We start from the raw sequence: 21,704 nt of genomic DNA, 5'->3' as shown, positions 1-21,704 counted from the left end.
TGCCGCCCTCAACCGTCCTGTGGGGGCGTCGCCCTGGGCAGCCTCAGGGTGAACACCGCTCCCCCTCCCGGCTCGCTCGCCGCCTCGGCCCTGCCGCCATGGGCGGCGACCAGGTGGCGGACGATGGGCAGGCCCAGGCCGCTGCCTCCGGTGCGGCGGCTGCGGGACTTCTCCGCGCGCCAGAACCGTTCGAAGACGTGCGGCAGGTCCTCGGGCGCGATGCCGGTGCCGGTGTCGGCGACGGTGAACTCGACCCGGTCGCCGTCGGGGCGGGCGGCCAGGGTGACCGTGCCGTCGGCGGGTGTGTGCCGCAGCGCGTTGGAGACCAGGTTGCCGAGCGCCTGCCGCATCCGCACCGGGTCGGCGTCCAGCCAGCAGGCGTCGCCCGTCTCGGTGCGCAGGGTCACCCCGGCCGCGTCGGCGGCGACCCGGTGGGCGGCGGTGACCTGATCGAGGAGGTCGTCGGCGCGGACCGGCTCGCGGTGCAGGCGCAGGGTGCCCGCGTCGGCGGCGGCGAGGTCCTGGAGGTCGTCGATGACGCGCTGGAGCACCAGCGCCTCGTCGTGCAGCGAGTCCAGCAGCACGGGATCCGGGTCGACCACGCCGTCCCGGGTCACCTCCAGCCAGCCGCGGATGTTGGTGAGCGGGCTGCGCAGTTCGTGGGCGATGTCGCTGACCATCGCCTTGCGCTGGGCTTCCAGGCGCGCGCGGCGCTCCGTCAGGTCGTTGAAGGCCTCCGCGAGGATGCCGGTCTCGTCCCGCGTGGTCACCGGGACCCGCACATGGAGTTCCGGCGGTTGCTGGGCGGCCGCGGTCAGGGCGCGCAGCGGTCGTACGAGCCGGGTCGCGACCACGGCCGTGACGGCGACGGTGACGGCGAGGACCAGCCCGGCCGCGCCGACCACCTTGGCCTTGTTGGCCGGGGACATGTCGAAGCGGGGCGCGGTCCGGTCCCCGATGCCGAGGAACAGTTCGGCGACCGGGGCGACGTAGGGCGCGAGTTGGGCACGGCGGGCGCTGTCGACGCAGCGCTGTGCCGTCGCGAGTGCCTCCTTGTCGTTCGCCTTGACGTACTTGGCGATGGCGAACCGGCCCAGCGGGTGCTTCGCGGTGGGGTCGAACGCGAGGTAGAGCGGCGCGCCGGGTTCCAGTCCCTCCCGGACCAGGCAGGCGCGGGTCTGACGGGTCAGTGCGTCCAGTGCCTTCCGCTCGGTCGCGGTGGGTGCGCTCAGGGGCGAGTAGCCGCACTCCTCGCCGACGAAGCCGGAGGCGTCCGTACCGTCCGGGTTGGTGAGGACCGGCCGTCCGCTCGGGGTGAGGTCGACGGTGACCTGGATGCCCTGCCGGTCGAAGCACTGCCGCTGTTTCCCGGCCACCGCGACCAGCCGTTCGCGCTCCCGCGTCGTCAGCCGGTACGGGCCCACCGCGCGCGGGTCGATGCCGCTGAGCTGCGCCCCGGACTCGGTGTAGGTGTCGGTGTGCAGGGGGTCGATGGTGGCGGCGGGCCGGGGCGGCAGCGGCGTACGGACGCGGGCCGAGTCGGCGACGAGGCTGCGGTCCGCGGTGGTCAGGGCGATGCGCCGGCCGGTCTTCGCGGCCAGGGCGCGGACCGTCTTCTCGACGCCCTTCCAGTCGGGGTGGGTCGCGGCGTACCCGCTGAGCCGGGAGAGGATGTTCGTGTCGGCGGCGAGGTCCTGGCCCTGCTCCTCCTTCAGGGCGCGGGTGGTGGTCGCCACGGCCAGCCACGCCGTCGCGGCCACGGAGCACACCGCGATCAGCGCCGAGGCGATCAGCAGCCGGACGAGCAGCCGCTTGCGCAGGGGTATCCGGCGCTTCATCCGCGGCCGCCGGTGAGCTTGTAGCCGACGCCGAACACGGTGACCAGCCGGACGGGACGGCGCGGGTCGGCCTCGATCTTGCGGCGCAGGTTCATGATGTGGACGTCGACGGCCCGTTCGGTGGAGGACCGGTCGAAGCCGTGGGTGCAGCGCAGCAGTTGCGGCCGGGTGAAGACCCGGTCCGGTTCCCCGGCCATGGCCAGCAGGATCTGGAACTCGGCGGGGGTGCACTCCACCGGCACTCCCGCGCAGCGCACCTCGTGCCGTGCCGGATCGACGGTGATCGCCCCGGCGCGCACGACGGGTTCCTCCCGCACGGTCGCGGCGCGCCCGCTGCGCCGCAGCACGGTGCGGATACGGGCCATCAGTTCGCGCGGGCTGTACGGCTTGGTCATGTAGTCGTCCGCACCGAGCTCCAGGCCGAGCAGGACGTCGTCCTCCTCGGCGCGGGCGGTGAGCATCAGCACGGGGATGTCGGCGTCGTCCTCGGCGCCGCCGCGCAGCACCCGGCACACGCCGAACCCGTCGATCACGGGCAGCATCAGGTCGAGGACCACGAGGTCGGGCCGCAGTCTGCGGGCCGCGTCCAGGGCGGCCGGGCCGTCGTGGACGACGGTGGCGGTGTGGCCCTCCGCCAGCAGGGAGCGGCGGATGAGTTCGGCCTGCATCTCGTCGTCCTCGGCGACCAGCACATGTGCGCACACGGGGCGGATCCTAAGCGGCTCAGCGGGCGAGCCAGTCGGCGTACCCCATGACGACGACGGGGTGCCGGTCCAGGTCCAGGGCCAGGAGCAGGTCTTTCATAGGGGCCCTCGCGATGCCGACGCAGCCGTGGGTGGGGCCGCCGTGGTCGACGTGGAGCCAGATGCCGCCGCCGCGGCGCGCGCCGAGGGGGCGGGTCCAGTCCAGGGGGGACGTGCCCGGCCTCCGGTTGTAGTTGATGGCGATCACATAGTCGAACGCCCCGGACAGCGGCTCTCCTTCGAAGCCGGTGCCGAGTGAGGAGAAGCCGGTCGAGCGGTCGTACGGCAGCCGGGTGCCGGGGTCGCGGAGCAGGCCGCCGGCGTCGGTGAGGCCGTAGACGCCAAGCGGCGTGCGCAGGTCGCCGCTTCGGTGGTGGGCGCTCCAGCCGCGCAGCGCGTTGTGCCCGGGCCACTTCGGGCCCGCCTGCCAGCCGGTGGCGGTGCGCTCGTGCAGGGCGACCGTGGACACCGGGGAGTTCCTGCCGCGTCCGCTCACCACGACGGCTTGGCGCGTGCGGCCGGGTATCGCGGCCGATGTCTCGGGTCCGAGGCCGGATATCCCCGCAGGAGCGGCCTCGACGGTCGCCTCCGGGGCCGGCGCGGACGTCCGCGCCGGGCGGCCGGCGGGCGCCCGGCGCGGCGACGCCGCGGCACCGCCGCCACAGCCACTGAGCAACAGGGGCGCGCCCAGGAGCGCGACGGCGGTTCTGCGACGGATCATGATGCGACTCTCACCGACACATGTGAGGAACCTGTCAGGTTCCGGAGCCTGTTCGTCTAGACCCGGTTCGGCTTCCCCGATGTGTACAGCCAAGTCCGGAACAGTCCGTCGAGGTCCTTGCCGGACTCGCGCTCGGCCAGCTTCACGAACTGGGCGGTGGTGCCGTGGTCGTCGCGGTGTGCCGTCGCCCAGCCGCGCAGGATGCGGAAGAACGCCTGGTCGCCGACGGCGCGGCGCAGTTCGTGCAGGGTCATGGCGCCGCGGGCGTAGACCGGGGTGCCGAAGAGGTTGGCACCGTTGCCGGGGTTGCCGGGCGGGTAGGCCCACAGGCCGTCGTGCGCCGGGCGGGCGTAGAGCGCGTCGAAGGTCTTCTGGGCGCTGGGGCCGCCGTGCTGCTCGCTGTAGAGCCACTCGGCGTAGGTGGCGAAGCCCTCGTTGAGCCAGATGTCCTTCCAGGTGGTGAGGGAGACGGAGTCACCGAACCACTGGTGCGCGTTCTCGTGGACGAGGGTGGCCAGGTCGGGCGCCGAGTCGTAGAGGGGGCGGCTCTGGGTCTCCAGGGCGAAACCGACGTCCGGAGCCCGGTCGACGATCGACCCGGCGGCGCGGAACGGGTAGGGCCCGAAGAGCTTGCTCTCCCATTCCAGGACGGAGGGCAGCTTCTTGAGGACGGGCGCGGCGGCGCTCGCCTCGCGCGGGTCGACGGCGTTGTACACACGGATGCCGTCGCGGGTCGTGTACTGCTCGACCTTGAACTTGCCGACGGTCGCCGTGGCCAGGTAGGCGGCCATGGGCTGGGTCTGCTGCCAGCGGAAGGTGGTCCGGCCGTGCGCGGTGTGCTGCCCCATGAAGACACCGTTGGCGACGGCGGTCCGCCCCTTGGGGACGGTGATCGTGAAGTCGTACGAGGACTTGTCCTTGGGGTGGTTGTTCGCCGGGAACCAGCTCATCGCGCCCTGCGGCTCGCCGGCCACGAACGCCCCGTCGTCGGTGGGGATCCACCCGTCGGAGGAGCCGTCGGGGTCGGTGACCGGCTTGGGGGTGCCGTGGTAGGCGACCCGCACGCGGAAGTCCTGGCCCTTGTGCAGGGCGCGGTGCGGGGTGACGACGAGTTCCTGGCCGTCGCGGCGCACGCCGGCCGCCGCGCCGTCGACGGTGACGCGCGTGACCTTCAGCCCCTTGAGGTCGAGGTCGAAGCGGGTCAGGCGCTGGGTGGCGTGGGCGGTGAGGACCGCCGTGCCGTCGAGGCGCCGGGTGGTGGTGTCGTAGCGGAGCGTCAGACCGTAGTGGTGGACGTGGTAGCCGCCGTTGCCGGCGAGCCGGTAGTACGGGTCGCCCACGCCGGCGGATCCGTTCGTCCCGGCCGCGGCCGGTCCCGCGGCTCCGAGCAGTGCCGCCACGGCGACGGGGACGGTGGCGAGGACCGCCTCGCGGCGGAGGACGGCGGTGCGTCGTCCGACGGCCTGCTGTCGGTCTGATGTCACGTGCGCTCCTTGGGGGGTGGCCGATGATCGACATTAATGATCATCCAGTCCACAGACTAGGCGGCTATGTTGCCCAAAATCCCCCTCGTTCAGGTCAAGTTACGCCGCGTCGTCGATCGGAAACGGTCAGGGCGCCGGGCCGACGGCGTACGCTGCCCGGACCCCATCCGCCCATCGACGGAGGCCCGAGCATGACCGTCCGCCTGCGCCGGATCTATGAACCGCCCGAGCCGGAGGACGGCCTGCGCGTCCTGGTCGACCGGCTGTGGCCGCGCGGCGTGTCCAAGGACGCGGCGCATGTCGACCAGTGGCCCAAGGCCCTCACCCCGTCGACCGAACTGCGCAAGTGGTACCACGCGGGCGAGGGCTCCTACGAGGAGTTCCGCGGCCGGTACGAGGCGGAGCTCGCCGACCCCGAGGCCGCCGAACTCCTCGACGGCCTGCGGGAGTCGGCCCGCACCCAGACGGTGACCCTGCTCACCGCGTCCAAGAACCCCGAGGAGAGTCACGCCTCGGTGCTGGCCGGGCTGCTCGGCGACTGACTCAGCCCGTCTGCCGCGCCGCCGCCCGTCCCGCCGCGCGTCCCGAGAAGAGGCAGCCGCCGAGGAACGTGCCCTCCAGGGCGTTGTAGCCGTGCACACCGCCGCCGCCGAAGCCGGCCACCTCGCCGGCCGCGTACAGCCCGCCGACGGGCTGTCCGTCGGCGCCCAGGGCGCGCGAGTCCAGGTCGGTCTGGATGCCGCCGAGGGTCTTGCGGGTGAGGACGTGCAGCTTGACGCCGATCAGCGGTCCGGCCGCCGGGTCGAGGATGCGGTGCGGGGTGGCGACCCGGCCGAGACGGTCGCCGATGTAGCGGCGGGCGTTGCGGATGCCCTGGATCTGGGAGTCCTTGCTGTACGGGTTGGCCATCTGCAGGTCGCGGGCCTCGATCTGGCGGCGCACCTCGGCCGCGTCGAGCAGGGGCTTGTCCGTGAGGCCGTTCATCTTCTCGACGAGCCGCTCCAGGTTCTCCGCGGTCACGAAGTCCGCGCCGTTGCGCACGAAGGCCTGCACCGGCGCGGGGGCGCCCTTGCCGAGCAGCCGGTCGCGCAGCACCGCCTTGCGGTCCTTGGCGGTGATGTCCGGGTTCTGCTCGGAGCCGGAGAGCGCGAACTCCTTCTCGATGATCTTCCGGGTGAGGACGAACCACGAGTGGTCGTGGTCCGCGAGGTCCTCGGTGGTGCGCAGGTGCCGCAGGGTGCCCAGGGTGTCGTAGCCCGGCAGGCATGGGTCGGGCAGCCGGCGGCCCAGGGCGTCGAGCCAGATCGAGGACGGGCCGGGCAGGATGCGGATGCCGTGGCCGGGCCAGATGGGGTCCCAGTTCTGCAGGCCCTCGGTGTAGTGCCACATGCGGTCCCGGTTGACGAGCCGTACGCCCGCCTCGGCACTGATGTCGAGCATCCGCCCGTCGACGTAGGCCGGAACGCCCGTGACCATCTGCCTGGGGGGCGAGCCGAGCCGCTCGGGCCAGGAGCGGCGGACGATGTCGTGGTTGGCGCCGATGCCGCCGCTGGTGACGATCACGGCCTGTGCGGTGAGTTCGAAGTCGCCGATCGGGTCGCGGTTGGAGGACACGCCGCGCGGAGAGTCGTCGGCGGCGAGGACCGTGCCGCGCACTCCGCGCGCCGAACCGTCCTCGACGACCAGTTCGTCCACCCGGTGGCGGTGGTGGAAGGTGAGCAGTCCGTCGCGGGCGGCCTGCTTGGCGTACTCGGCGAACGGCTCCACGACTCCCGTGCCGGTGCCCCAGGCGATGTGGAAGCGCGGTACGGAGTTGCCGTGCCCGTCCGCGCGCAGGTCGCCGCGTTCGGCCCAACCGACCGTGGGCAGCAGGGAGATGCCGTGGCCCTCCAGCCAGGACCGCTTCTCCCCCGCCGCGAACTCGACGTAGGCGCGGGCCCAGCGCACCGCCCAGGAGTCCTCGTCCTCGACCCGGTCGAACTGGGCGCTGCCCTGCCAGTCGTTCCAGGCCAGGTCGAAGGAGTCCTTGATGCCGAGGCGGCGCTGCTCGGGCGAGTCGACGAGGAAGAGCCCGCCGAGGGACCAGAACGCCTGCCCGCCGAGGTTGGCGGCGTTCTCCTGGTCGACCAGGGCGACGCGCCTGCCCCGGCTGGTGAGTTCGTGCGCCGCGACCAGGCCCGCGAGGCCCGCTCCGACGACGATGACGTCCGCGTCCATGGCGACCGTTTCCCTTCCCCATACGGGAGTTGACTTGCGGAGGTGGTTATCCGGGGGTGCCGCTGCCGTCGGTCAGCAGCGCGGTGAGCAGCTGTTTGAGCCAGCCGCGAGCGGCGTCGACGTCCCAGTCGAGCAGCAGTTGGGTGGTGACGCCGTCGTACGCGGCGACCACGGCGTGGGCGGCACCGTCGACGTCGCCCAGGACGGCGGGGAGTTCGGTGTGTCCCTTGGCCCGGGAGAGCCGGTCGGCGATCGCCTGTCGCAGGCGCGCGCGGTGGTCGAGCAGCGCCTGCGCGACGGCCGGGTCGCGGGCGGCGTGCACCAGGAAGTCGGTCTTCACCAGCAGCCAGTCGACATCGAGCAGCAGCACCTCGGTGACCCGGTCCACGGAGGCCGGTACGTCCAGGTCGGGACCGTCGAGACCGAGGGCGTCGGACACCTGCTCGGCGATGAGGTCGGCGCGCTCCCGGTAGAGGGCGAAGAACAGCTCGTCCAGGGTGGCGAAGTTCGAGTAGAAGGCGCCCCTGCTGAAGCCGGCGGCCTCGCAGACCTCCTCGATCGAGACCCGGCCGAAGCCCTTGGCGGCGAACACGGTGAACGCGGCGTCGAGCAGCCTGGCCCGCGTCCTCACCCGGCGCCTGGTGACGCGCTTGGCCGTCTCCTCCATGGTCACGCCCTCCGTTCGATGCGCGACTGTATCCGATACATCGATGTATCGAAAGAGTTCGGCGAGGCCATGGAGGGCAAGATCGCAGAATGGAACACATTTTCGATTAAGGGGTACGCTGGCGACATGGCCACGCACCACCTCCAGGGCTCCCTGTTCGACCAGAGCGACGAACTGCGCCTCGGCTCCCTCGCCGGGCTGCGGCGGACCGAGCTGGGCTCCGGCGCGTGGATCGACGAGCTGCCCGGCTGGCTGAGCGGCGCCGACGCCCTGTTCGAACAGCTGGCCTCGGACGTGCCGTGGCGCGCCGAGCGCCGCACCATGTACGACAACGTCGTGGACGTACCGCGGCTGCTCGCCCACTACGGCGCTGACGACCCGCTCCCGCACCCCGTGCTCGTCGAGGCCCGCGCCGCGCTCTCCCGCCACTACGCCGACGAGCTGGGCGAACCGTTCACCACCGCCGGGCTGTGCTACTACCGCGACGGCCGGGACAGCGTGGCCTGGCACGGCGACCGGATCGGGCGCGGCGCCCGCGAGGACACGATGGTCGCGATCCTCTCGGTCGGCGCGCCCCGCGATCTGCTGCTGCGGCCGGCGCACGGGGGCGCCGCCGCGGTCCGGCGGCCGCTCGGGCACGGCGACCTGATCGTGATGGGCGGCTCCTGCCAGCGGAGCTGGGAACACTGCGTCCCCAAGTCCGCGCGCGCCACGGGTCCGCGCGTCAGCGTGCAGTTCCGTCCGCAGGGCGTACGGTGAGTGTCCAAAAGCCCCTCCTTCCATGGGACCGGGGACATCTGATTGGCTGTCCCCCGTCGAACAGGGCTCAGGACTCGGGAAGGTCATGCGGGCAGACGTACGCCAGGTCACGGACGGCACCTACCTGGTGCACGGCAGCAACACCAACTGGGTGATCCTCAAGGACGGGGACGAACTCACGCTGGTGGACACGGGCTATCCCGGCGACCGGCAGGCGGTCCTCGACTCGCTGGCCGCGGTGGGCGGTTCGCCGGAGGCGGTCACGGCCGTGCTGATCACGCACGCGCACAACGACCACCTCGGCTCGGCCGAGTACCTGCGCCGCACCTACGACACGCCGGTCTACCTGCACGAGGCCGAAGTGCCGCACGCCCGCCGGGACTTCCTGCAGCAGGTGTCCGTGGGCGAGGTGCTGCGCAACGCGTGGCGCCCGGGAGTCCTGCCGTGGATGGTGCACGCCCTGCGCTCGGGCGGCACGCAGCAGCATCCGGTCTCCGCTCCCGAGGCGTTCCCCGGTGCGGGCGCGCTCGATCTGCCGGGCCGCCCCGTGCCGGTGCACACGCCCGGCCACACCGACGGCCACTGCGTCTTCCATCTGCCCGACGCAGGGCTGGTCATCTCCGGCGACGCCCTGGTCAGCGGCCACCCCACCTCCCGGCTGGCGGGACCGCAGCTGCTGCCCGACATGTTCCACCACGAGCGGGCCCGCGCGGTGGCCTCCCTGGAACTGATCGAGCGCCTCGACGGCGACCTCCTGCTGCCCGGCCACGGACCGGTGCACCGCGGTTCGGTCCGGGCCGCCGCCCAGCAGGCGCGGGAACGGGCTCTGTGAACCCCGGGAACCGGCCTTAGGGTTCGTCCCATGGCCTTGCAGATCAGCGCCACCAACCCGGAGCATCCCGCGCTCCTGCTCGAACTGCCCTGGGACGTGCCCCTGGAGGAGTGGCCCGAGGAGTACCTCGTGCCGCTCCCCCGCGGCATCTCCCGGCACGTGGTGCGCTACGCCCGCGCCGGCAGCGAGGTCATCGCCGTCAAGGAACTCGCGGAGCGGCCCGCGCTGCGCGAGTACGAGCTGCTGCGCGACCTGGACCGGCTCGGCATCCCGGCCGTGGACCCGCTGGCCGTGCTCACCGGGCGGACCGACGGCGCGGGTGCCCCGCTGGAGTCCGTGCTGGTCACACGGCATCTGGGCGGCTCGATGCCGTACCGCTCGATGTTCGAGACGACCATGCGCCCGGCGACCATGCACCGCCTGATGGACGCCCTGGCGGTCCTGCTGGTGCGGCTGCATCTGGCCGGGTTCGCGTGGGGCGACTGCTCGCTGTCCAACACGCTGTTCCGGCGGGACGCGGGCGCGTACGCCGCCTACCTGGTGGACGCGGAGACCGGCGACCTCCACCCACGGCTCAGCCCCGGGCAGCGGGAGTACGACCTCGACCTCGCGCGCGTGAACATCAGCGGCGAACTGCTGGACCTGGAGGCGTCGGGCGCGCTGCACCCCTCGGTCGACCCGATCGAGTTCGGCACCGAGATCTGCGCCCGGTACCAGGGGCTGTGGCAGGAGCTGACCCGCACCTCCGTCTATCCGGCGGGCAAGTACCACTACATCGAGCGCCGGATACGGCGGCTCAACGAACTCGGTTTCGACGTCGCCGAGATGCAGATCGAGCGGTCCTCGGGCGGCGACACGGTCACCTTCGTGCCGAAGGTCGTCGACGCGGGCCACCACCAGCGCCAGTTGCTGCGCCTGACCGGCCTGGACACCGAGGAGAACCAGGCCCGGCGGCTGCTGAACGACCTGGAGTCCTGGATGGCCACCCAGGACGACTACGCGCCCGGCGACCCCCTCGCGGCCCGCCCCGAGGTGCTGGCCCACCGCTGGGTCCGGGACGTGTTCCGGCCGACCGTGCGCGCCGTGCCGCACGACCTGCGCGGCTCCATGGACCCCGCCGAGATCTACCACGAGCTGCTCGAACACCGCTGGTACCTGTCCGAGCGCGCCCAGCACGACATCGGCCTCGACACGGCGGTCGAGGCCTACATCGCCCAGGTCCTGCCCCGGGCGCGGACGACCTTGGAGCCGACCGCGCCCGAGTAGGTCAGTCGTGCGGGACCACGGCCACCGGGCAGGCCGCGTGGTGCAGCATCCCGTGCGCGACCGAGCCGATCCGGGCGCCGACCGCCGTGTGGTGCGCGCGGCGGCCCACGACCATCAGCTGGGCCCGCTCGGCCACCGACAGCAGCACCTGGCTCGCGCTGCCCATCTCCACCTGCTCGGCGACGGGCACGTCGGGGAAGCGCTCCCGCCACGGCCTCAGCGCCTCGGCGAGGGCCGTCTTCTCGAACGGCTCCAGGCCGCCGGCGTCGTCGAGGAGCTTCAGCGAGGCGGGGCTGTAGGCGAAGACGGGCGGCAGGGTCCAGGCCCGCACGGCCCGGACCGTGGCGCGGCGGGCCGCCGCCGTCTCGAACGCGAAGCGCAGCGCGGCGGCGCTGTCCTCGGGGCCGCCCTGCTGGCCCACGACCACCTCGCGCCCGCCGGCCTCCGCGGACGGCCGGTCCCCGGCCCGCACCAGCACCACCGGCCGGGTGGCCTCGGCGATCACATGCTGTCCGACCGAGCCCAGCAGGAATCCGACGACGGCCCCGTGCCCGCGCGAACCGAGCACCAGCATCTCCGCGTCGGCCGCCGCGCCGGCCAGTGTCTGTGCGGCATGTCCCTCGACGACGTCGAGGGACACCACCAGCACCGGGTGGCGCTCGGTGACCGTCCGCACGGCCTCCGTCAGCCCGTCCGACACCCACTGGTGCTGCGTGTCGCGGTCCGCGGCGGGGGCCGTCTCGTACGCGTGGAAGCGCCAGGCGTGCACCACACGCAGCGGCAGCCCTCTGCGGACGGCCTCCCGCCCCGCCCACGCCAGTGCCGCGAGGCTCTCCTCCGTACCGTCGACCCCCACCGTGATCGGGCGTGCCATGTGCGGCCCTCCTCGTCGTCGCCTGTCCGCGGGCCCAGTCTTCACCACGCCGCGGTGCCCGGTGCCGCGGGGGCCGAGGAAGATCGTCGCCGCGCGGGCGCCGGGAACGGTGCCCGCCCGTGCACCGTCCGCCGGGATCTTGCCTCTGCGCGCACCGTCCCCGGCTCACCGGAGCGAACCCGGTCGATCGAACATACGATGGGCGGGAACCGGTGCGGTGACGACGGCGACACCGTCCCGTGAATCGACCGCTCGGGGTGGGAGACGTATGGCACAGGCCGCCGACGCAGCGCGGACCGTCATCTTGACCGTGGACGACGACCCGGGAGTCTCCCGTGCCGTCGCCCGCGACCTCAGGCGGCGCTACGGCGAGTCGTACCGGATCGTGCGCGCGGAGTCCGGCGAGTCCGCGCTGGAGGCGCTGCGCGAGCTGAAGCTGCGCGGCGACCTCGTGGCCGTGATCCTGGCCGACTACCGCATGCCGCAGATGAACGGCATCGAATTCCTGGAACAGGCCCTGGACGTGTACCCCGGTGCGCGGCGGGTGCTGCTGACCGCGTACGCGGACACGAACGCGGCCATCGACGCGATCAACGTCATCGATCTCGACCACTATCTGCTCAAGCCGTGGGACCCGCCGGAGGAGAAGCTCTATCCGGTGGTGGACGACCTGCTGGAGGCGTGGCGGTGCAGCGACTACCGGCCGGTGCCCAGCACCAAGGTGGTCGGACACCGCTGGTCGGCGCGCTCCTCGGACGTGCGTGAGTTCCTCGCCCGCAACCAGGTGCCCTACCGCTGGTACTCGGTCGAGGAGCCGGAGGGGCAGCGGCTGCTGTCCGCCGCCGAGCAGGACGGTCAGCGGCTGCCGCTGGTGATCACCCCGGACGGCACGACCCTGATCGAGCCGGAGGCCCCCGAACTGGCCGCGCGGGTGGGCCTGGCGACGACGCCCACCGCCGAGTTCTACGACCTCGTCGTCATCGGCGGCGGCCCGGCCGGGCTCGGCGCGGCGGTGTACGGCGCCTCGGAGGGTCTGCGGACCGTCCTGGTGGAGCGCTCGGCGACCGGCGGGCAGGCCGGGCAGAGTTCCCGGATCGAGAACTACCTGGGCTTCCCCGACGGTGTCTCGGGTGCACAGCTCGCCGAGCGGGCCCGTCGGCAGGCGACCCGGTTCGGCGCCGAGATCCTCACCACGCGCGAGGTCGTCGGCCTGGAGGTGAACGGCGCGGCACGGGTCGTGCGGTTCGCGGACGGGTCGGCGGTGGCGGCGCACAGCGTGATCCTGGCGACCGGTGTGCAGTACCGGCAGTTGGAGGCCGACGGCTGCCACGACCTGACCGGGTGCGGGGTGTTCTACGGCTCCGCGCTGACCGAGGCGAACGCCTGCCGGGGACACGACGTGTACATCGTGGGCGGCGCCAACTCGGCGGGCCAGGCGGCGATGTACCTGTCCCGGACCGCCAAGTCCGTGACGCTGCTGGTGCGCGGGGCGGACCTGTCGGTGTCGATGTCGTACTACCTGATCCAGCAGATCAACGAGTCGCCCAACATCTCGGTGCGGGCCCACACGGTCGTCGAAGCGGCGCACGGCGGCGAACACCTGGAGCAGCTGACGCTGCGCCACGCGGTGTCCGGCGAGAGCGAACGCGTCGACGCGCAGTGGATGTTCGTGTTCATCGGCGCGGCCCCGCTCACCGACTGGCTGGGCGAGACGGTGCTGCGCGACGAGCGCGGGTTCATCCTCGCCGGGCCCGACCTCAGCGCGGACGGGCGGCCGCCGGTGAGCTGGGAGCTGGACCGGCCGCCGTACCACCTGGAGACCAGCATTCCCGGCGTGTTCGTGGCGGGCGACGCGCGCGCCGAGTCCGCCAAGCGTGTCGCGTCCGCCGTCGGAGAGGGAGCCATGGCCGTGATGCTCGTCCACCGTTACCTGGAGCAGTCATGAGCGGGCGGTTGGTGCCGTGCAGCCCGCAGGAGATCGGCTCGCTGTTCCTGTTCGAGAAGCTGAGCCCGCAGCAGAAGGGCCGCCTGTGCGGTGCGGGGCGGGTCGAGCTGTTCGAGCCCGGGCCGGTGTACACCGAGGGTGATCCGGCCACCTGCTTCTTCGTGATGGTCGAGGGCACCGTGGTGCTCTCGCGCCGGGTCGGCGGCGACGACGTGGAGGTCAGCCGGACCTCCCAGCCCGGGGTGTACGCGGGAGCCATGCAGGCCTATCTCGGTGACCGGGTGCTGCAGGTCTACAACAACTCCATGCGGGTCACCGTGCCGACCCGCTTCTTCGTGCTGCCCGCGGACACGTTCGCGGACATCATGCAGGAGTGGTTCCCCATGGCGGTCCACCTGCTGGAGGGGCTCTTCTTCGGCGTCAAGAGCACCCAGGCCGCGATCGGGCAGCGGGAACGCCTGCTGGCGCTCGGCTCGTTGTCGGCCGGTCTCACCCATGAGCTCAACAACCCCGCCGCGGCGGCCGTACGGGCCACCTCGACGCTGCGCGAACGGGTCGCCAAGATGCGGCGCAAGCTGGCCGTCATCGCCGAAGGGCCGTTCTCGCGCGAGGTGTTGGCGCAGCTCATGGAGATCCAGGAGCGCACGGCCGAGCGGGTCGCCAAGGCACCCGCGCTCAGTCCGCTGGAGGCCTCGGACCGTGAGGACGCCCTCACCGACTGGTTCGAGGACCACGGCATGGACCACGGCTGGCAGCTCGCGCCGACCTTCGTGCAGGCAGGTCTCGACATCGACTGGCTGGAGCAGGTCGCGGCGGCGGTGGACGAGGAGATCCTGCCGGGGGCCGTCGGCTGGCTCAACTACACCGTCGAGACCGAGCTGTTGATGAACGAGATCGAGGACTCCACCACCCGCATCTCGCACCTGGTCGACGCGGCCAAGCAGTACTCGCAGCTGGACCGGGCGCCCTACCGGGTGGTGGACGTGCACGAACTCCTCGACAGCACGCTGCTGATGCTGTCCGGCAAGATCGGGCAGCGCATCCACGTCGTCAAGGACTACGACCGCACGCTCCCGGCGGTCCCGGCCTACCCGGCGGAGCTCAACCAGGTGTGGACGAACCTCATCGACAACGCGGTCGCGGCCATGCGGAGCACCGACGGGGACGGCACGTTGACGGTGCGGACCGCCCTGGACCACGAGCGGGTCCTGGTCGAGTTCCGCGACACCGGGCCGGGCGTCGCGCCGGAGATCCGGGACCGCATCTTCGACCCCTTCTTCACGACCAAACCGGTGGGCCAGGGCACCGGGCTGGGCCTGGACATCTCCTGGCGGATCGTCGTCAACAAGCACCACGGCAGCCTGAAGGTCGAGTCGGTGCCCGGCGACACCCGCTTCCAGGTCCTGCTCCCCCTGACCGCGGAAGCATCCGAGGAGGCAGTATGAGCAGCGAGGCCGGCATCGACCCCAGCGTCCCGCCGAGTGGTACCGGCTGTCCGGAGTGCGACGCGGCCGGCGGCTGGTGGTTCCATCTGCGGCGCTGCGCGCAGTGCGGGCACATCGGCTGCTGCGACGACTCCCCCGCCAAGCACGCCACCGCCCACTACCGGGAGACGGGCCACCCGTTCATCCGCAGCTTCGAACCGGGTGAGCAGTGGTTCTGGAACTACGAGACCAACGAGTTGTTCGACAACGGGCCGGAACTGGCCGCCCCGGACTGCCACCCGGCGGACCAGCCCACCCCGGGACCGGCGGGACGGGTGCCGGTGAACTGGGCGGAGACGCTGCGCTGAACGCCGCCCGGCCGCCGATCACGTTGTCGGTGGCTCGTGCCAGGATGGGGGCGTGTCGCAGACCGCCTTCATCACGCCACCGCTGATCGGCCGGGACGGGGAGCTCTCCCGGCTGGCCGACGTGCTGGAGCGTGCCCATCACGGCGAGGCGCGGGCCGTGCTCGTCGCCGGGGACGCGGGGGTCGGCAAGACCCGGGTGCTGGACGAGGCCGTCGAACGGGCGGTCGCGTCCGGCACGACCGTGGTCACCGGGCACTGCGTCGACCTCGGTGACGTCGGCCTGCCGTATCTGCCGTTCACCGAGATCCTCGGGGCGCTCGCCGCCGACGAGCGGTTCGCCGCCGCGCTCGCCGCGCATCCGGTGGTGGACCGGCTGCTGGGCGCCGGGACGGACACCGCCCGGGACGCCGACGGCCGGCTGCGGCTGTTCGAGGGCGTGGCCGGGCTGCTGGCCGACCTCGCGGACCTGGCACCGCTGCTCGTCGTCCTGGAGGACATCCACTGGGCCGACCAGTCCTCCCGGGACCTGCTCAGATTCCTGCTCAGCCGCGGCGGCCCCGCCCGGCGCCTGGCCGTGTTCGCCTCGTACCGCGCGGACGACCTGCACCGCCGCCACCCCCTGCGGCCCCTGCTGGCCGAACTGGTCCGGCTGCCCGCCGTCGAGCGCCTGGAGCTGCGGCCGCTGCCCGACCACGACGTGACCCGGCTGGTCCGGGCCCTGCGGGACCGCCCGCTGCCGGAGACCACCGTCCGCCGGATCGTGGAGCGCGCCGAGGGCAACGCCTTCTACGCGGAGGAGCTGGTCGCGGCCACCGACATGGGCGCCGCCGGGATGCCCAGCGGGCTGGCCGACGTGCTCCTCATCCGGGTCGAGCAACTGTCCGACACGGCCCAGCAGGTGCTGCGCACCGCCGCCGTCGCCGGGCGGCGGGTCGGGCACGAGCTGCTGCGGGAGGCGGTCGGACTCCCCGAGGACGAGCTGGAGTCGGCGCTGCGCGAGGCGGTCGGACGGCAGCTGCTCGTCCCCGGGGACGCAGACACGTACTCCTTCCGGCACGCCCTCGCGCGCGAGGCGGTGTACGCCGATCTGCTGCCCGGGGAGCGGTCCCGGCTGCACGGCGCGTTCGCCCGGCTGCTCGCCGCCCGCGGCCCGAGCGCGGAGAGCGCGGCCGAACGGGCGCACCACTACCGTGAGAGCCACGACCTGCCCGAGGCGCTCGCCGCCTCCCTGGAGGCCGCCGATCACGCCGAGCGGGTGGGCGCGCCCGCCGAGGAGCTGCGGCACCTGGAGACCGCGCTCGACCTGTGGTCGTCGGTGGCGGCGGCCGCCCGGCCGGCGGGCGAGGGGCTCGACCGGGTGACGCTGACGCTGCGCGCCTCGGCGGCCGCCGCGCACGCCGGGGACCCGCACCGGGCGGTGTCCCTGACGCGTGCCGCGCTCGCCGGGGCCGGCCACGACGCGGACTCCGAACTCGCCGCGCGCATCCGCTACACCCTGGCGGGAAACCTGCTGACCGTCGACAGTCTGACGGCGGCGTACGCGTACAGCAGCGAGGCCCTGGCGATGATCCCGCAGGAGCCGCCGTCACGGACGTGGCTGTGGGCTGCGGCCACGCATGTCCTGGCGGCGCGTCACGTCGGCGAGACCGGGACGGCGCTGCGCCTGGCCCGTCAGGCCCTGGCCGTGGCACGGGAGTTGCGGGTCACCGACGCCGAGGCCGATCTGCTGGTCTCCCTGACCGGGCTCGAAGGCGCGGGCCGCGGTTCCCGGGAGGGCCGCGAACGCCTGCGGCAGGCCCGGGAGCTGGCCCGTGGCGCGGGGAACGCGCCGGTGGAGATGCGCGCGCTGTTCAACCTCGCCATTGGCTGTTTCGAGTCCGGCGATCTCCAGGACTGTCTGCCGTGGCTGGACGAGGGGCTGGAGCGGGCCCGCCGCGCCGGGCTGCTGTCCTCGCCGTATCCGCGGGAGATGCGCTATCTCCAGCTGCTGGCGCTGTACATGCTGGGCCGGTGGGACGAGTGCGTGCGCACGGCGGACGCGGACGCCGAGACGGCGGGCGGGTACGCGCTCGGACCGGCTCTGTACGTGGCGCTGGCGCGCGGCGACCTGCGGGCCGTCGAGCGGGCCCGCGCGCTGCTGGAGGGGCCCTTCGACTGGATGGGCACGCTCGTCGCCGGGATCGTGCTCACCGACGCGGCCGCCCTGCGCGGGGACCCGGAGGCGGCGGTGGAACGGATGCGCGCGACGGTCAAGGCCCTCAGCGACGACTCGGGGCGGCGTCCCGACGTGACGGTCCGGCTGGCCGCGCTGTGTCTGGCCGCCGTCGCCGTCCGGGCCGCCGAACTGCGCCGGGCCGGCGACGAGGCGGGCCTTCGCCGCTGGACGGACACCGCGACGGAACTGGTGGAGCGGGCGCGGGGGACGGCCGAGCGGGGTGAGGACGGCGGTGCGCAGGGTCCCGAGGGCCGGGCCTGGCTGGCCCGTGCCGAGGCGGAGTGGGCGTGGGCCGTCGTAGGGCCGGACGTGGCGCTCTGGGAGAAGGCGGTCGCCGCGTTCGAGGACGGCGACGTGTACGAACGGGCGCGCTGCCGGGTGCGGTTGGCCGAGGCCCTGCTGGCGGCCGACCGGCGGGCCGAGGCGGCCGTCCGGGCGCGCGAGGCCCGGGAGACGGCCACCCGGCTGGGCGCGGCGCCACTCCTGGAGCGGGTCGACGCCCTGATACGTCGCGGCCGCCTCGCGGACACCCCGTCCGGCGGGGAGCGCACTTCTCCGCTCACCGCCCGTGAGCAGGACGTGCTGCGGCTCCTCGCCCGCGGCCGCAGCAACCGCCAGATCGGTGAGGAGCTGTTCATCACCGGCAAGACGGCGAGTGTGCACGTCTCCAACATCCTCGCCAAGCTGGGCGCCGCGAGCCGCACGGAGGCGGTCGCGGTCGCCTATCGCGAGGGCCTGATCACACCGGAGCCGACGGCCTAGGACGGGGGCCAGGACAGGGCCTGGGACCGGCAGTCGAGGCGGTCGAGGTCGACGGTGTCCGCCATGGCCTGCATGCCCTTGTCGTTGGGATGCAGATGGTCACCTCCGTCGAGGAAGGGCAGGATCCGCTCGGGGTCGTACGGGCTGCGCAGGGCGTGGTCGAAGTCGGCGACCGCGTCGAACTCCCCGCTCGTCCTGATGAATTGGTTCACCTCCTGGCGTACGGCCTCGGCGGCCGGATCCCATTCGGACCAGCCCTTGAAGGGGCCGACGGTCGCGCCGACGACGCACCTGCCGGCGGCGTGGGCCCGGTCCGCGATCTCCCGGTACCCGGCGATCATGTCCTGCGCGGTGACACCGGTGTGCGCCTTGATGTCGTTGACGCCCTCGAAGAGGAAGACGGTACGGACACCGGGCTGGGACAGGACGTCCCGGTCCAGCCGGTGCAGGGCGCTCTGTCCGGCGCCGTCCGCCAGGACCTTGTTGCCCGAGATCCCCTCGTTGGCCACGCCCTCGACCGTGGTCCCGGCCGTCCGGAGCCGCCGGGACAGGTAGTCGGGCCAGCGGCGGTTCAGGTCGGTGGTGGACTGCCAGCCGTCGGTGATGGAGTCGCCGAGCGCGACGACGGCTCCGGTGGCCGCGCTCGGGGGCCGCACCGAGACGGTGTCGAGGTAGAACCAGGAGCCGGTCGTGCCCGTCCAGTTGCCCCCGCCCTCCTCTCCCGTGTGGTCGCCCTGGGTGACGTACGAGGTCTGCATGGCCATGCCGTGACCGGTCGCCGGGCCCGCCGCGTCGGGACTGTGGACACTGACGGCGAGGTCGGTCCCGGCGGGCACCTTGCCGGGCAGCGGGTCGCTCCAGACCGTGGCGCCCGCCGGCACGGTGACCGTACGGGCCCCGCCGAAGGTCAGCCGCCGGTTGCTGCCCTTCTGGAGCTCGGCGCCCTGGCGCCGGACGCCGGCGTGGACGTTGTCGAAGGTCAGGGGCCGGTCCCCGAAGGCGTTGGAGAGGCGGACGCGCAGCTCGCTGCCGGCCGCGCTGGTGTGCACGACCAGCCGGTAACCACGGTCGGCCACGCCCTCGCCCAGCCGGTCGGCGCTCGCCGCCCAGGTGACGACGTCGTGCCGGGCGTCGGCCGCCTGGGCGGGGGCGGACTGGCAGGCGACCGCGGCCAGCAGGACGACCGCGCAGCGGACGGCGCGCGCGAGGCGGGCGGTCACCGGGCGAGGTCCTTCAGCGTGACGGACTCCCCGGGCTTGAGGGTGACCGTCCTGGACCTGCTGCCGTAGGCCACCTCGGTGGTCCGCCCGCCGACGCTGCGCAGCCGGGCCTCGGTCGGCCTGCCGTCGCGCCAGGCCAGGTCGAGGACGAAGCCGCCGCGCACCGGCGCTCCGGTGAGGGCGCCGGCCGCCGACCAGGCGTCGGGCAGGGCGGGCAGCAGCTCCACATGGCCGGGCCGGGAGTACACCAGCATCTCGACCATCGCGGCCGGGGTGCCGAAGTTGGCGTCGATCTGGAAGATGCCCCGGCCCCGCTCGACCTGGTAGATGTCGAACAGGTTGGGTGCCGTGCCGTTGCTGCCGCCGCTGGACGGGCGCAGGTTGTTGACGACCAACTGGTAGGCCTTGTCGGGATTCTTCAGCCGGGCCCAGCACAGGCTGCGCCAGGCGTTGGCCCAGCCGAAGCTCTCCATGCCGCGGGCGGTCAGCAGGGCCGCGGCTCCGGCCACGATGTCGGCGGGGGTGGAGCCGTCGGGGCGGATACGGTCGCCGGGGAAGAGGCCGACGAGCGGGGACAGGTGCCGGTGGGTGGTCTCGCCGAGGTTGTCCGGCGACATCCACTCCTCCAGCCAGCCCGTTGTGGGGCTGACCACTGGTAGGTAGAGGCGGTCGCGGAGCCCGGCGACGGTGTCGGCGTAGCCGCGGTCCCGGCCCAGTTCGGCGGCGGCGGTGGCGTAGTTGCCGAACAGCGCCCGGACCAGCTCCTGGGCATAGGTGATGCCCTTCGCGTCGAGCGGGCCCTGCTCGGGCGACCAGTCGCTGTCGGCGATCAGGACCTCGCGCGAGGTACCCGGCAGGGTGGTGGTGAGCAGCCGCGCCTCCCAGAACTCGCAGGCGCCTTTGAGGAGGGGGTAGATCCGCTCCAGGTGGCCGCGGGAGCGGGTGAACTCGTAGTGCTCGAACAGGGTGTTGCACAGCCAGGCGTTGCCCGCCGGATGCCACCACCAGCCCCCGCCGCCGTGCGGGTTGGTGGAGATGGCGACCGTCCAGCCGGCGTTCTTGCCACTGGAGTTGCGGTAGCGGTTGCGGGAGTCGTTGAAGAGTCTGCGGGTGACGTCGGTCCAGGAGGGGAGCTGGGCCACGCAGTAGTCGGTGAGCGCGTCGAAGCAGGAGGACAGGCCCGCCCGGTCGGCCATCCAGTAGTTCATCTGGATGTTGATGTCGGTGTGGTAGTCGCCCATCCAGTCCGGGTCGTTGCCGTCGAGCCACAGCCCTTGAAGGCCCATCGGCAGGCTGCCCCGGGAGCCGGAGATCATCAGGTAGCGGCTGAACTGGAGGTAGGCGGCTTCGAGTTCGGGGTCCGGTACGCCGTCCCGGGCGCGGGCCCGGAGCCGCTCCCAGGTGTCCAGGGCGCGCTGCTGGGCCGTCGAGGTGCCGAGCGAGATGTCGAAAGCGTCGTACAGCGCCCGGTGGTCGGCAACGTGCGTGCGCAGCAGGGTGTCCGCGGAATTGCGGGCGGCGGCGCGGACCTTGGTGCGGGCCAGGGCCTCGGGGTCGAGGGAGGGGTCCCGGTAGTGGGTGGCTGCGTCGGGCGCGTAGTTGGTTCCGCCGCTCAGCACCACCGTCAGGTCCTTGCAGCCGGTGAAGGTGATGCGGGTGCCGTCGACGCGAACGCTGCCGCCGCTGCCGTACGCGGTGATCGCGGCGCCGTAGCGCAGCCCGCCCGGGAGGGCGCCGGCGAACGACTCGGCGCCGGACGGCGTTTCGCCGTGCGTGCCGTCCAGGGTGACGGTGCCGGTGTAGCGGCCGCCGCCGTTCTGGGTGAGGTGCAGGACCAGCACGTCGTCGGGGCGGCTCGCGAACAGCTCTCTGCGGTAGGTGACTCCGGAGCGGACGTACGACGTCGTCACCACGCCCTGGGCGAGGTCGAGGGTGCGGCGGTAGCCGGTGACGGCGGACAGGTCGTGGTCGGGGAGGTCGACGGTGAGCCGGGCGAGGAGGGTGAGGGACCCGAAGTCCTCGCGGCCGTAGGGAAACTGGCCGTCGGCGTCGAGGGTGTCGTTGAGGCCGCCGGTCCACATCGTGGCGTCGGTGACGAGGAGGAGTTCGCGGCCGGGGTCGTTGCTAGCGAGGGCGCCGAGGCGGCCGTTGCCGACGGGCAGGCCCTGTTCGATCATCGAGTGGTCGTCGGCGGGGGCCTGCCACCAGAGCAGGTGACGCGGGTCGGTGGTGGCGGCGGGCGCGTCGGCGGGTCGCTGCGGTGCGGCGGAGGCGGTGAAGGCGGGCAGTCCGGCGAGGGCGCCGGTCGCGGCGGCGAGGGTGAGGAAGCCGCGTCTGCTGGGGTGGATGTCCATGGCGGGCTCCGGGTG

Annotated in this window: 17 protein-coding genes; 8 read left to right on the top strand and 9 right to left on the bottom strand. The window is 73.0% G+C overall.

Going from position 1 to position 21,704, the window contains the following annotated elements:
- Positions 1-8 precede the first annotated feature (8 nt).
- The 4 genes from IPZ69_RS32990 to IPZ69_RS32975 are packed head-to-tail and all read right to left on the bottom strand — an operon-like array spanning position 9 to position 4,786.
- On the bottom strand, positions 9-1,838 hold the full coding sequence (locus tag IPZ69_RS32990) for a sensor histidine kinase (protein ID WP_235458340.1): 1,830 nt from the start codon (positions 1,836-1,838) through the stop codon (positions 9-11).
- Positions 1,835-2,542: a response regulator transcription factor gene (locus IPZ69_RS32985; protein ID WP_235458339.1), complete on the bottom strand. Its 708-nt coding sequence runs from the start codon at positions 2,540-2,542 to the stop codon at positions 1,835-1,837. The genes IPZ69_RS32990 and IPZ69_RS32985 overlap by 4 nt, the downstream gene beginning before the upstream one ends.
- A gap of 19 nt (positions 2,543-2,561) precedes the next feature.
- Positions 2,562-3,302 (bottom strand): hypothetical protein, encoded by a 741-nt coding sequence (locus tag IPZ69_RS32980; protein ID WP_235458338.1) that lies wholly within the window; start codon positions 3,300-3,302, stop codon positions 2,562-2,564.
- Positions 3,303-3,358: 56 nt separating this feature from the next.
- Positions 3,359-4,786: a M1 family metallopeptidase gene (locus IPZ69_RS32975; protein WP_235458337.1), complete on the bottom strand. Its 1,428-nt coding sequence runs from the start codon at positions 4,784-4,786 to the stop codon at positions 3,359-3,361.
- A gap of 191 nt (positions 4,787-4,977) precedes the next feature.
- Here IPZ69_RS32975 and IPZ69_RS32970 point away from each other — a divergent pair, with 191 nt between their 5' ends.
- Complete coding sequence (locus IPZ69_RS32970; protein WP_235458336.1) at positions 4,978-5,328, top strand: DUF488 domain-containing protein; 351 nt, start codon at positions 4,978-4,980, stop codon at positions 5,326-5,328.
- Position 5,329: 1 nt separating this feature from the next.
- Here the strand turns inward: IPZ69_RS32970 and IPZ69_RS32965 are convergent, their stop codons facing one another.
- Together IPZ69_RS32965 and IPZ69_RS32960 are read right to left on the bottom strand one after the other, a co-directional pair.
- Positions 5,330-7,003, bottom strand: coding sequence for an FAD-binding dehydrogenase (locus tag IPZ69_RS32965; RefSeq protein ID WP_235458335.1), 1,674 nt, complete (start codon positions 7,001-7,003; stop codon positions 5,330-5,332).
- A 46-nt stretch (positions 7,004-7,049) separates the two neighbouring features.
- Positions 7,050-7,670 carry a TetR/AcrR family transcriptional regulator gene (locus IPZ69_RS32960; RefSeq protein WP_235458334.1) on the bottom strand — a complete coding sequence of 207 codons (621 nt, stop codon included), beginning with the start codon at positions 7,668-7,670 and terminating at the stop codon, positions 7,050-7,052.
- Positions 7,671-7,796: 126 nt separating this feature from the next.
- Between IPZ69_RS32960 and IPZ69_RS32955 the strand changes: the two genes are divergently transcribed.
- The 3 genes from IPZ69_RS32955 (at position 7,797) to IPZ69_RS32945 (ending at position 10,527) form a co-directional block, all read left to right on the top strand.
- Positions 7,797-8,429 (top strand): alpha-ketoglutarate-dependent dioxygenase AlkB, encoded by a 633-nt coding sequence (locus IPZ69_RS32955; RefSeq protein ID WP_235458333.1) that lies wholly within the window; start codon positions 7,797-7,799, stop codon positions 8,427-8,429.
- Positions 8,430-8,514: 85 nt separating this feature from the next.
- Complete coding sequence (locus IPZ69_RS32950) at positions 8,515-9,261, top strand: MBL fold metallo-hydrolase (RefSeq protein WP_235458332.1); 747 nt, start codon at positions 8,515-8,517, stop codon at positions 9,259-9,261.
- Positions 9,262-9,291: 30 nt separating this feature from the next.
- Positions 9,292-10,527, top strand: a complete 1,236-nt coding sequence (locus tag IPZ69_RS32945) for a DUF4032 domain-containing protein (RefSeq protein WP_235458331.1) — start codon at positions 9,292-9,294, stop codon at positions 10,525-10,527.
- 1 nt (position 10,528) lies between these two features.
- On the opposite strand, the gene IPZ69_RS32940 is transcribed toward IPZ69_RS32945, so the two are convergent.
- The gene (locus IPZ69_RS32940; RefSeq protein WP_235458330.1) at positions 10,529-11,401 is read right to left on the bottom strand and encodes a universal stress protein; all 873 of its coding nucleotides are present in this window, start codon (positions 11,399-11,401) and stop codon (positions 10,529-10,531) included.
- 268 nt (positions 11,402-11,669) lie between these two features.
- Between IPZ69_RS32940 and IPZ69_RS32935 the strand changes: the two genes are divergently transcribed.
- Genes IPZ69_RS32935 through IPZ69_RS32920 form a run of 4 tightly spaced genes read left to right on the top strand, consistent with a single transcriptional unit; the run spans position 11,670 to position 18,115 of the window.
- Complete coding sequence (locus IPZ69_RS32935; protein WP_235458329.1) at positions 11,670-13,346, top strand: FAD-dependent oxidoreductase; 1,677 nt, start codon at positions 11,670-11,672, stop codon at positions 13,344-13,346.
- Positions 13,343-14,791: an ATP-binding protein gene (locus IPZ69_RS32930; protein ID WP_235458328.1), complete on the top strand. Its 1,449-nt coding sequence runs from the start codon at positions 13,343-13,345 to the stop codon at positions 14,789-14,791. Before IPZ69_RS32935 ends, IPZ69_RS32930 begins: the two co-directional genes overlap by 4 nt.
- Positions 14,788-15,138, top strand: coding sequence for a UBP-type zinc finger domain-containing protein (locus tag IPZ69_RS32925; protein WP_235458327.1), 351 nt, complete (start codon positions 14,788-14,790; stop codon positions 15,136-15,138). Before IPZ69_RS32930 ends, IPZ69_RS32925 begins: the two co-directional genes overlap by 4 nt.
- Before the next feature lie 52 nt (positions 15,139-15,190).
- Positions 15,191-18,115: a helix-turn-helix transcriptional regulator gene (locus IPZ69_RS32920; RefSeq protein ID WP_235458326.1), complete on the top strand. Its 2,925-nt coding sequence runs from the start codon at positions 15,191-15,193 to the stop codon at positions 18,113-18,115.
- Here the strand turns inward: IPZ69_RS32920 and IPZ69_RS32915 are convergent.
- Both IPZ69_RS32915 and IPZ69_RS32910 read right to left on the bottom strand, forming a co-directional pair.
- The gene (locus IPZ69_RS32915) at positions 18,112-19,335 is read right to left on the bottom strand and encodes an SGNH/GDSL hydrolase family protein (RefSeq protein WP_235458325.1); all 1,224 of its coding nucleotides are present in this window, start codon (positions 19,333-19,335) and stop codon (positions 18,112-18,114) included. The two genes, IPZ69_RS32920 and IPZ69_RS32915, sit on opposite strands and share 4 nt — an antisense overlap.
- On the bottom strand, positions 19,332-21,689 hold the full coding sequence (locus IPZ69_RS32910) for a glycosyl hydrolase family 95 catalytic domain-containing protein (RefSeq protein ID WP_235458324.1): 2,358 nt from the start codon (positions 21,687-21,689) through the stop codon (positions 19,332-19,334). The genes IPZ69_RS32915 and IPZ69_RS32910 overlap by 4 nt, the downstream gene beginning before the upstream one ends.
- Positions 21,690-21,704: the final 15 nt, after the last annotated feature.

This window comes from Streptomyces olivochromogenes (genome assembly GCF_021538895.1).
Taxonomy (GTDB): Bacteria; Actinomycetota; Actinomycetes; order Streptomycetales; family Streptomycetaceae; genus Streptomyces; species Streptomyces olivochromogenes_A.
This window is presented reverse-complemented; position numbering and strand designations above follow the sequence as displayed.

Bases quoted from the DNA above. Each gene is read 5' to 3' on its own strand.
- IPZ69_RS32945 (WP_235458331.1), top strand. From the start codon at position 9,292: ATGGCCTTGCAGATCAGCGCCACCAACCCGGAGCATCCCGCGCTCCTG.
- IPZ69_RS32980 (WP_235458338.1), bottom strand. From the start codon at position 3,302: ATGATCCGTCGCAGAACCGCCGTCGCGCTCCTGGGCGCGCCCCTGTTG.
- IPZ69_RS32960 (WP_235458334.1), bottom strand. From the start codon at position 7,670: ATGGAGGAGACGGCCAAGCGCGTCACCAGGCGCCGGGTGAGGACGCGG.
- IPZ69_RS32965 (WP_235458335.1), bottom strand. From the start codon at position 7,003: ATGGACGCGGACGTCATCGTCGTCGGAGCGGGCCTCGCGGGCCTGGTC.
- IPZ69_RS32925 (WP_235458327.1), top strand. From the start codon at position 14,788: ATGAGCAGCGAGGCCGGCATCGACCCCAGCGTCCCGCCGAGTGGTACC.
- IPZ69_RS32990 (WP_235458340.1), bottom strand. From the start codon at position 1,838: ATGAAGCGCCGGATACCCCTGCGCAAGCGGCTGCTCGTCCGGCTGCTG.
- IPZ69_RS32970 (WP_235458336.1), top strand. From the start codon at position 4,978: ATGACCGTCCGCCTGCGCCGGATCTATGAACCGCCCGAGCCGGAGGAC.
- IPZ69_RS32910 (WP_235458324.1), bottom strand. From the start codon at position 21,689: ATGGACATCCACCCCAGCAGACGCGGCTTCCTCACCCTCGCCGCCGCG.
- IPZ69_RS32955 (WP_235458333.1), top strand. From the start codon at position 7,797: ATGGCCACGCACCACCTCCAGGGCTCCCTGTTCGACCAGAGCGACGAA.
- IPZ69_RS32935 (WP_235458329.1), top strand. From the start codon at position 11,670: ATGGCACAGGCCGCCGACGCAGCGCGGACCGTCATCTTGACCGTGGAC.
- IPZ69_RS32940 (WP_235458330.1), bottom strand. From the start codon at position 11,401: ATGGCACGCCCGATCACGGTGGGGGTCGACGGTACGGAGGAGAGCCTC.
- IPZ69_RS32950 (WP_235458332.1), top strand. From the start codon at position 8,515: ATGCGGGCAGACGTACGCCAGGTCACGGACGGCACCTACCTGGTGCAC.
- IPZ69_RS32930 (WP_235458328.1), top strand. From the start codon at position 13,343: ATGAGCGGGCGGTTGGTGCCGTGCAGCCCGCAGGAGATCGGCTCGCTG.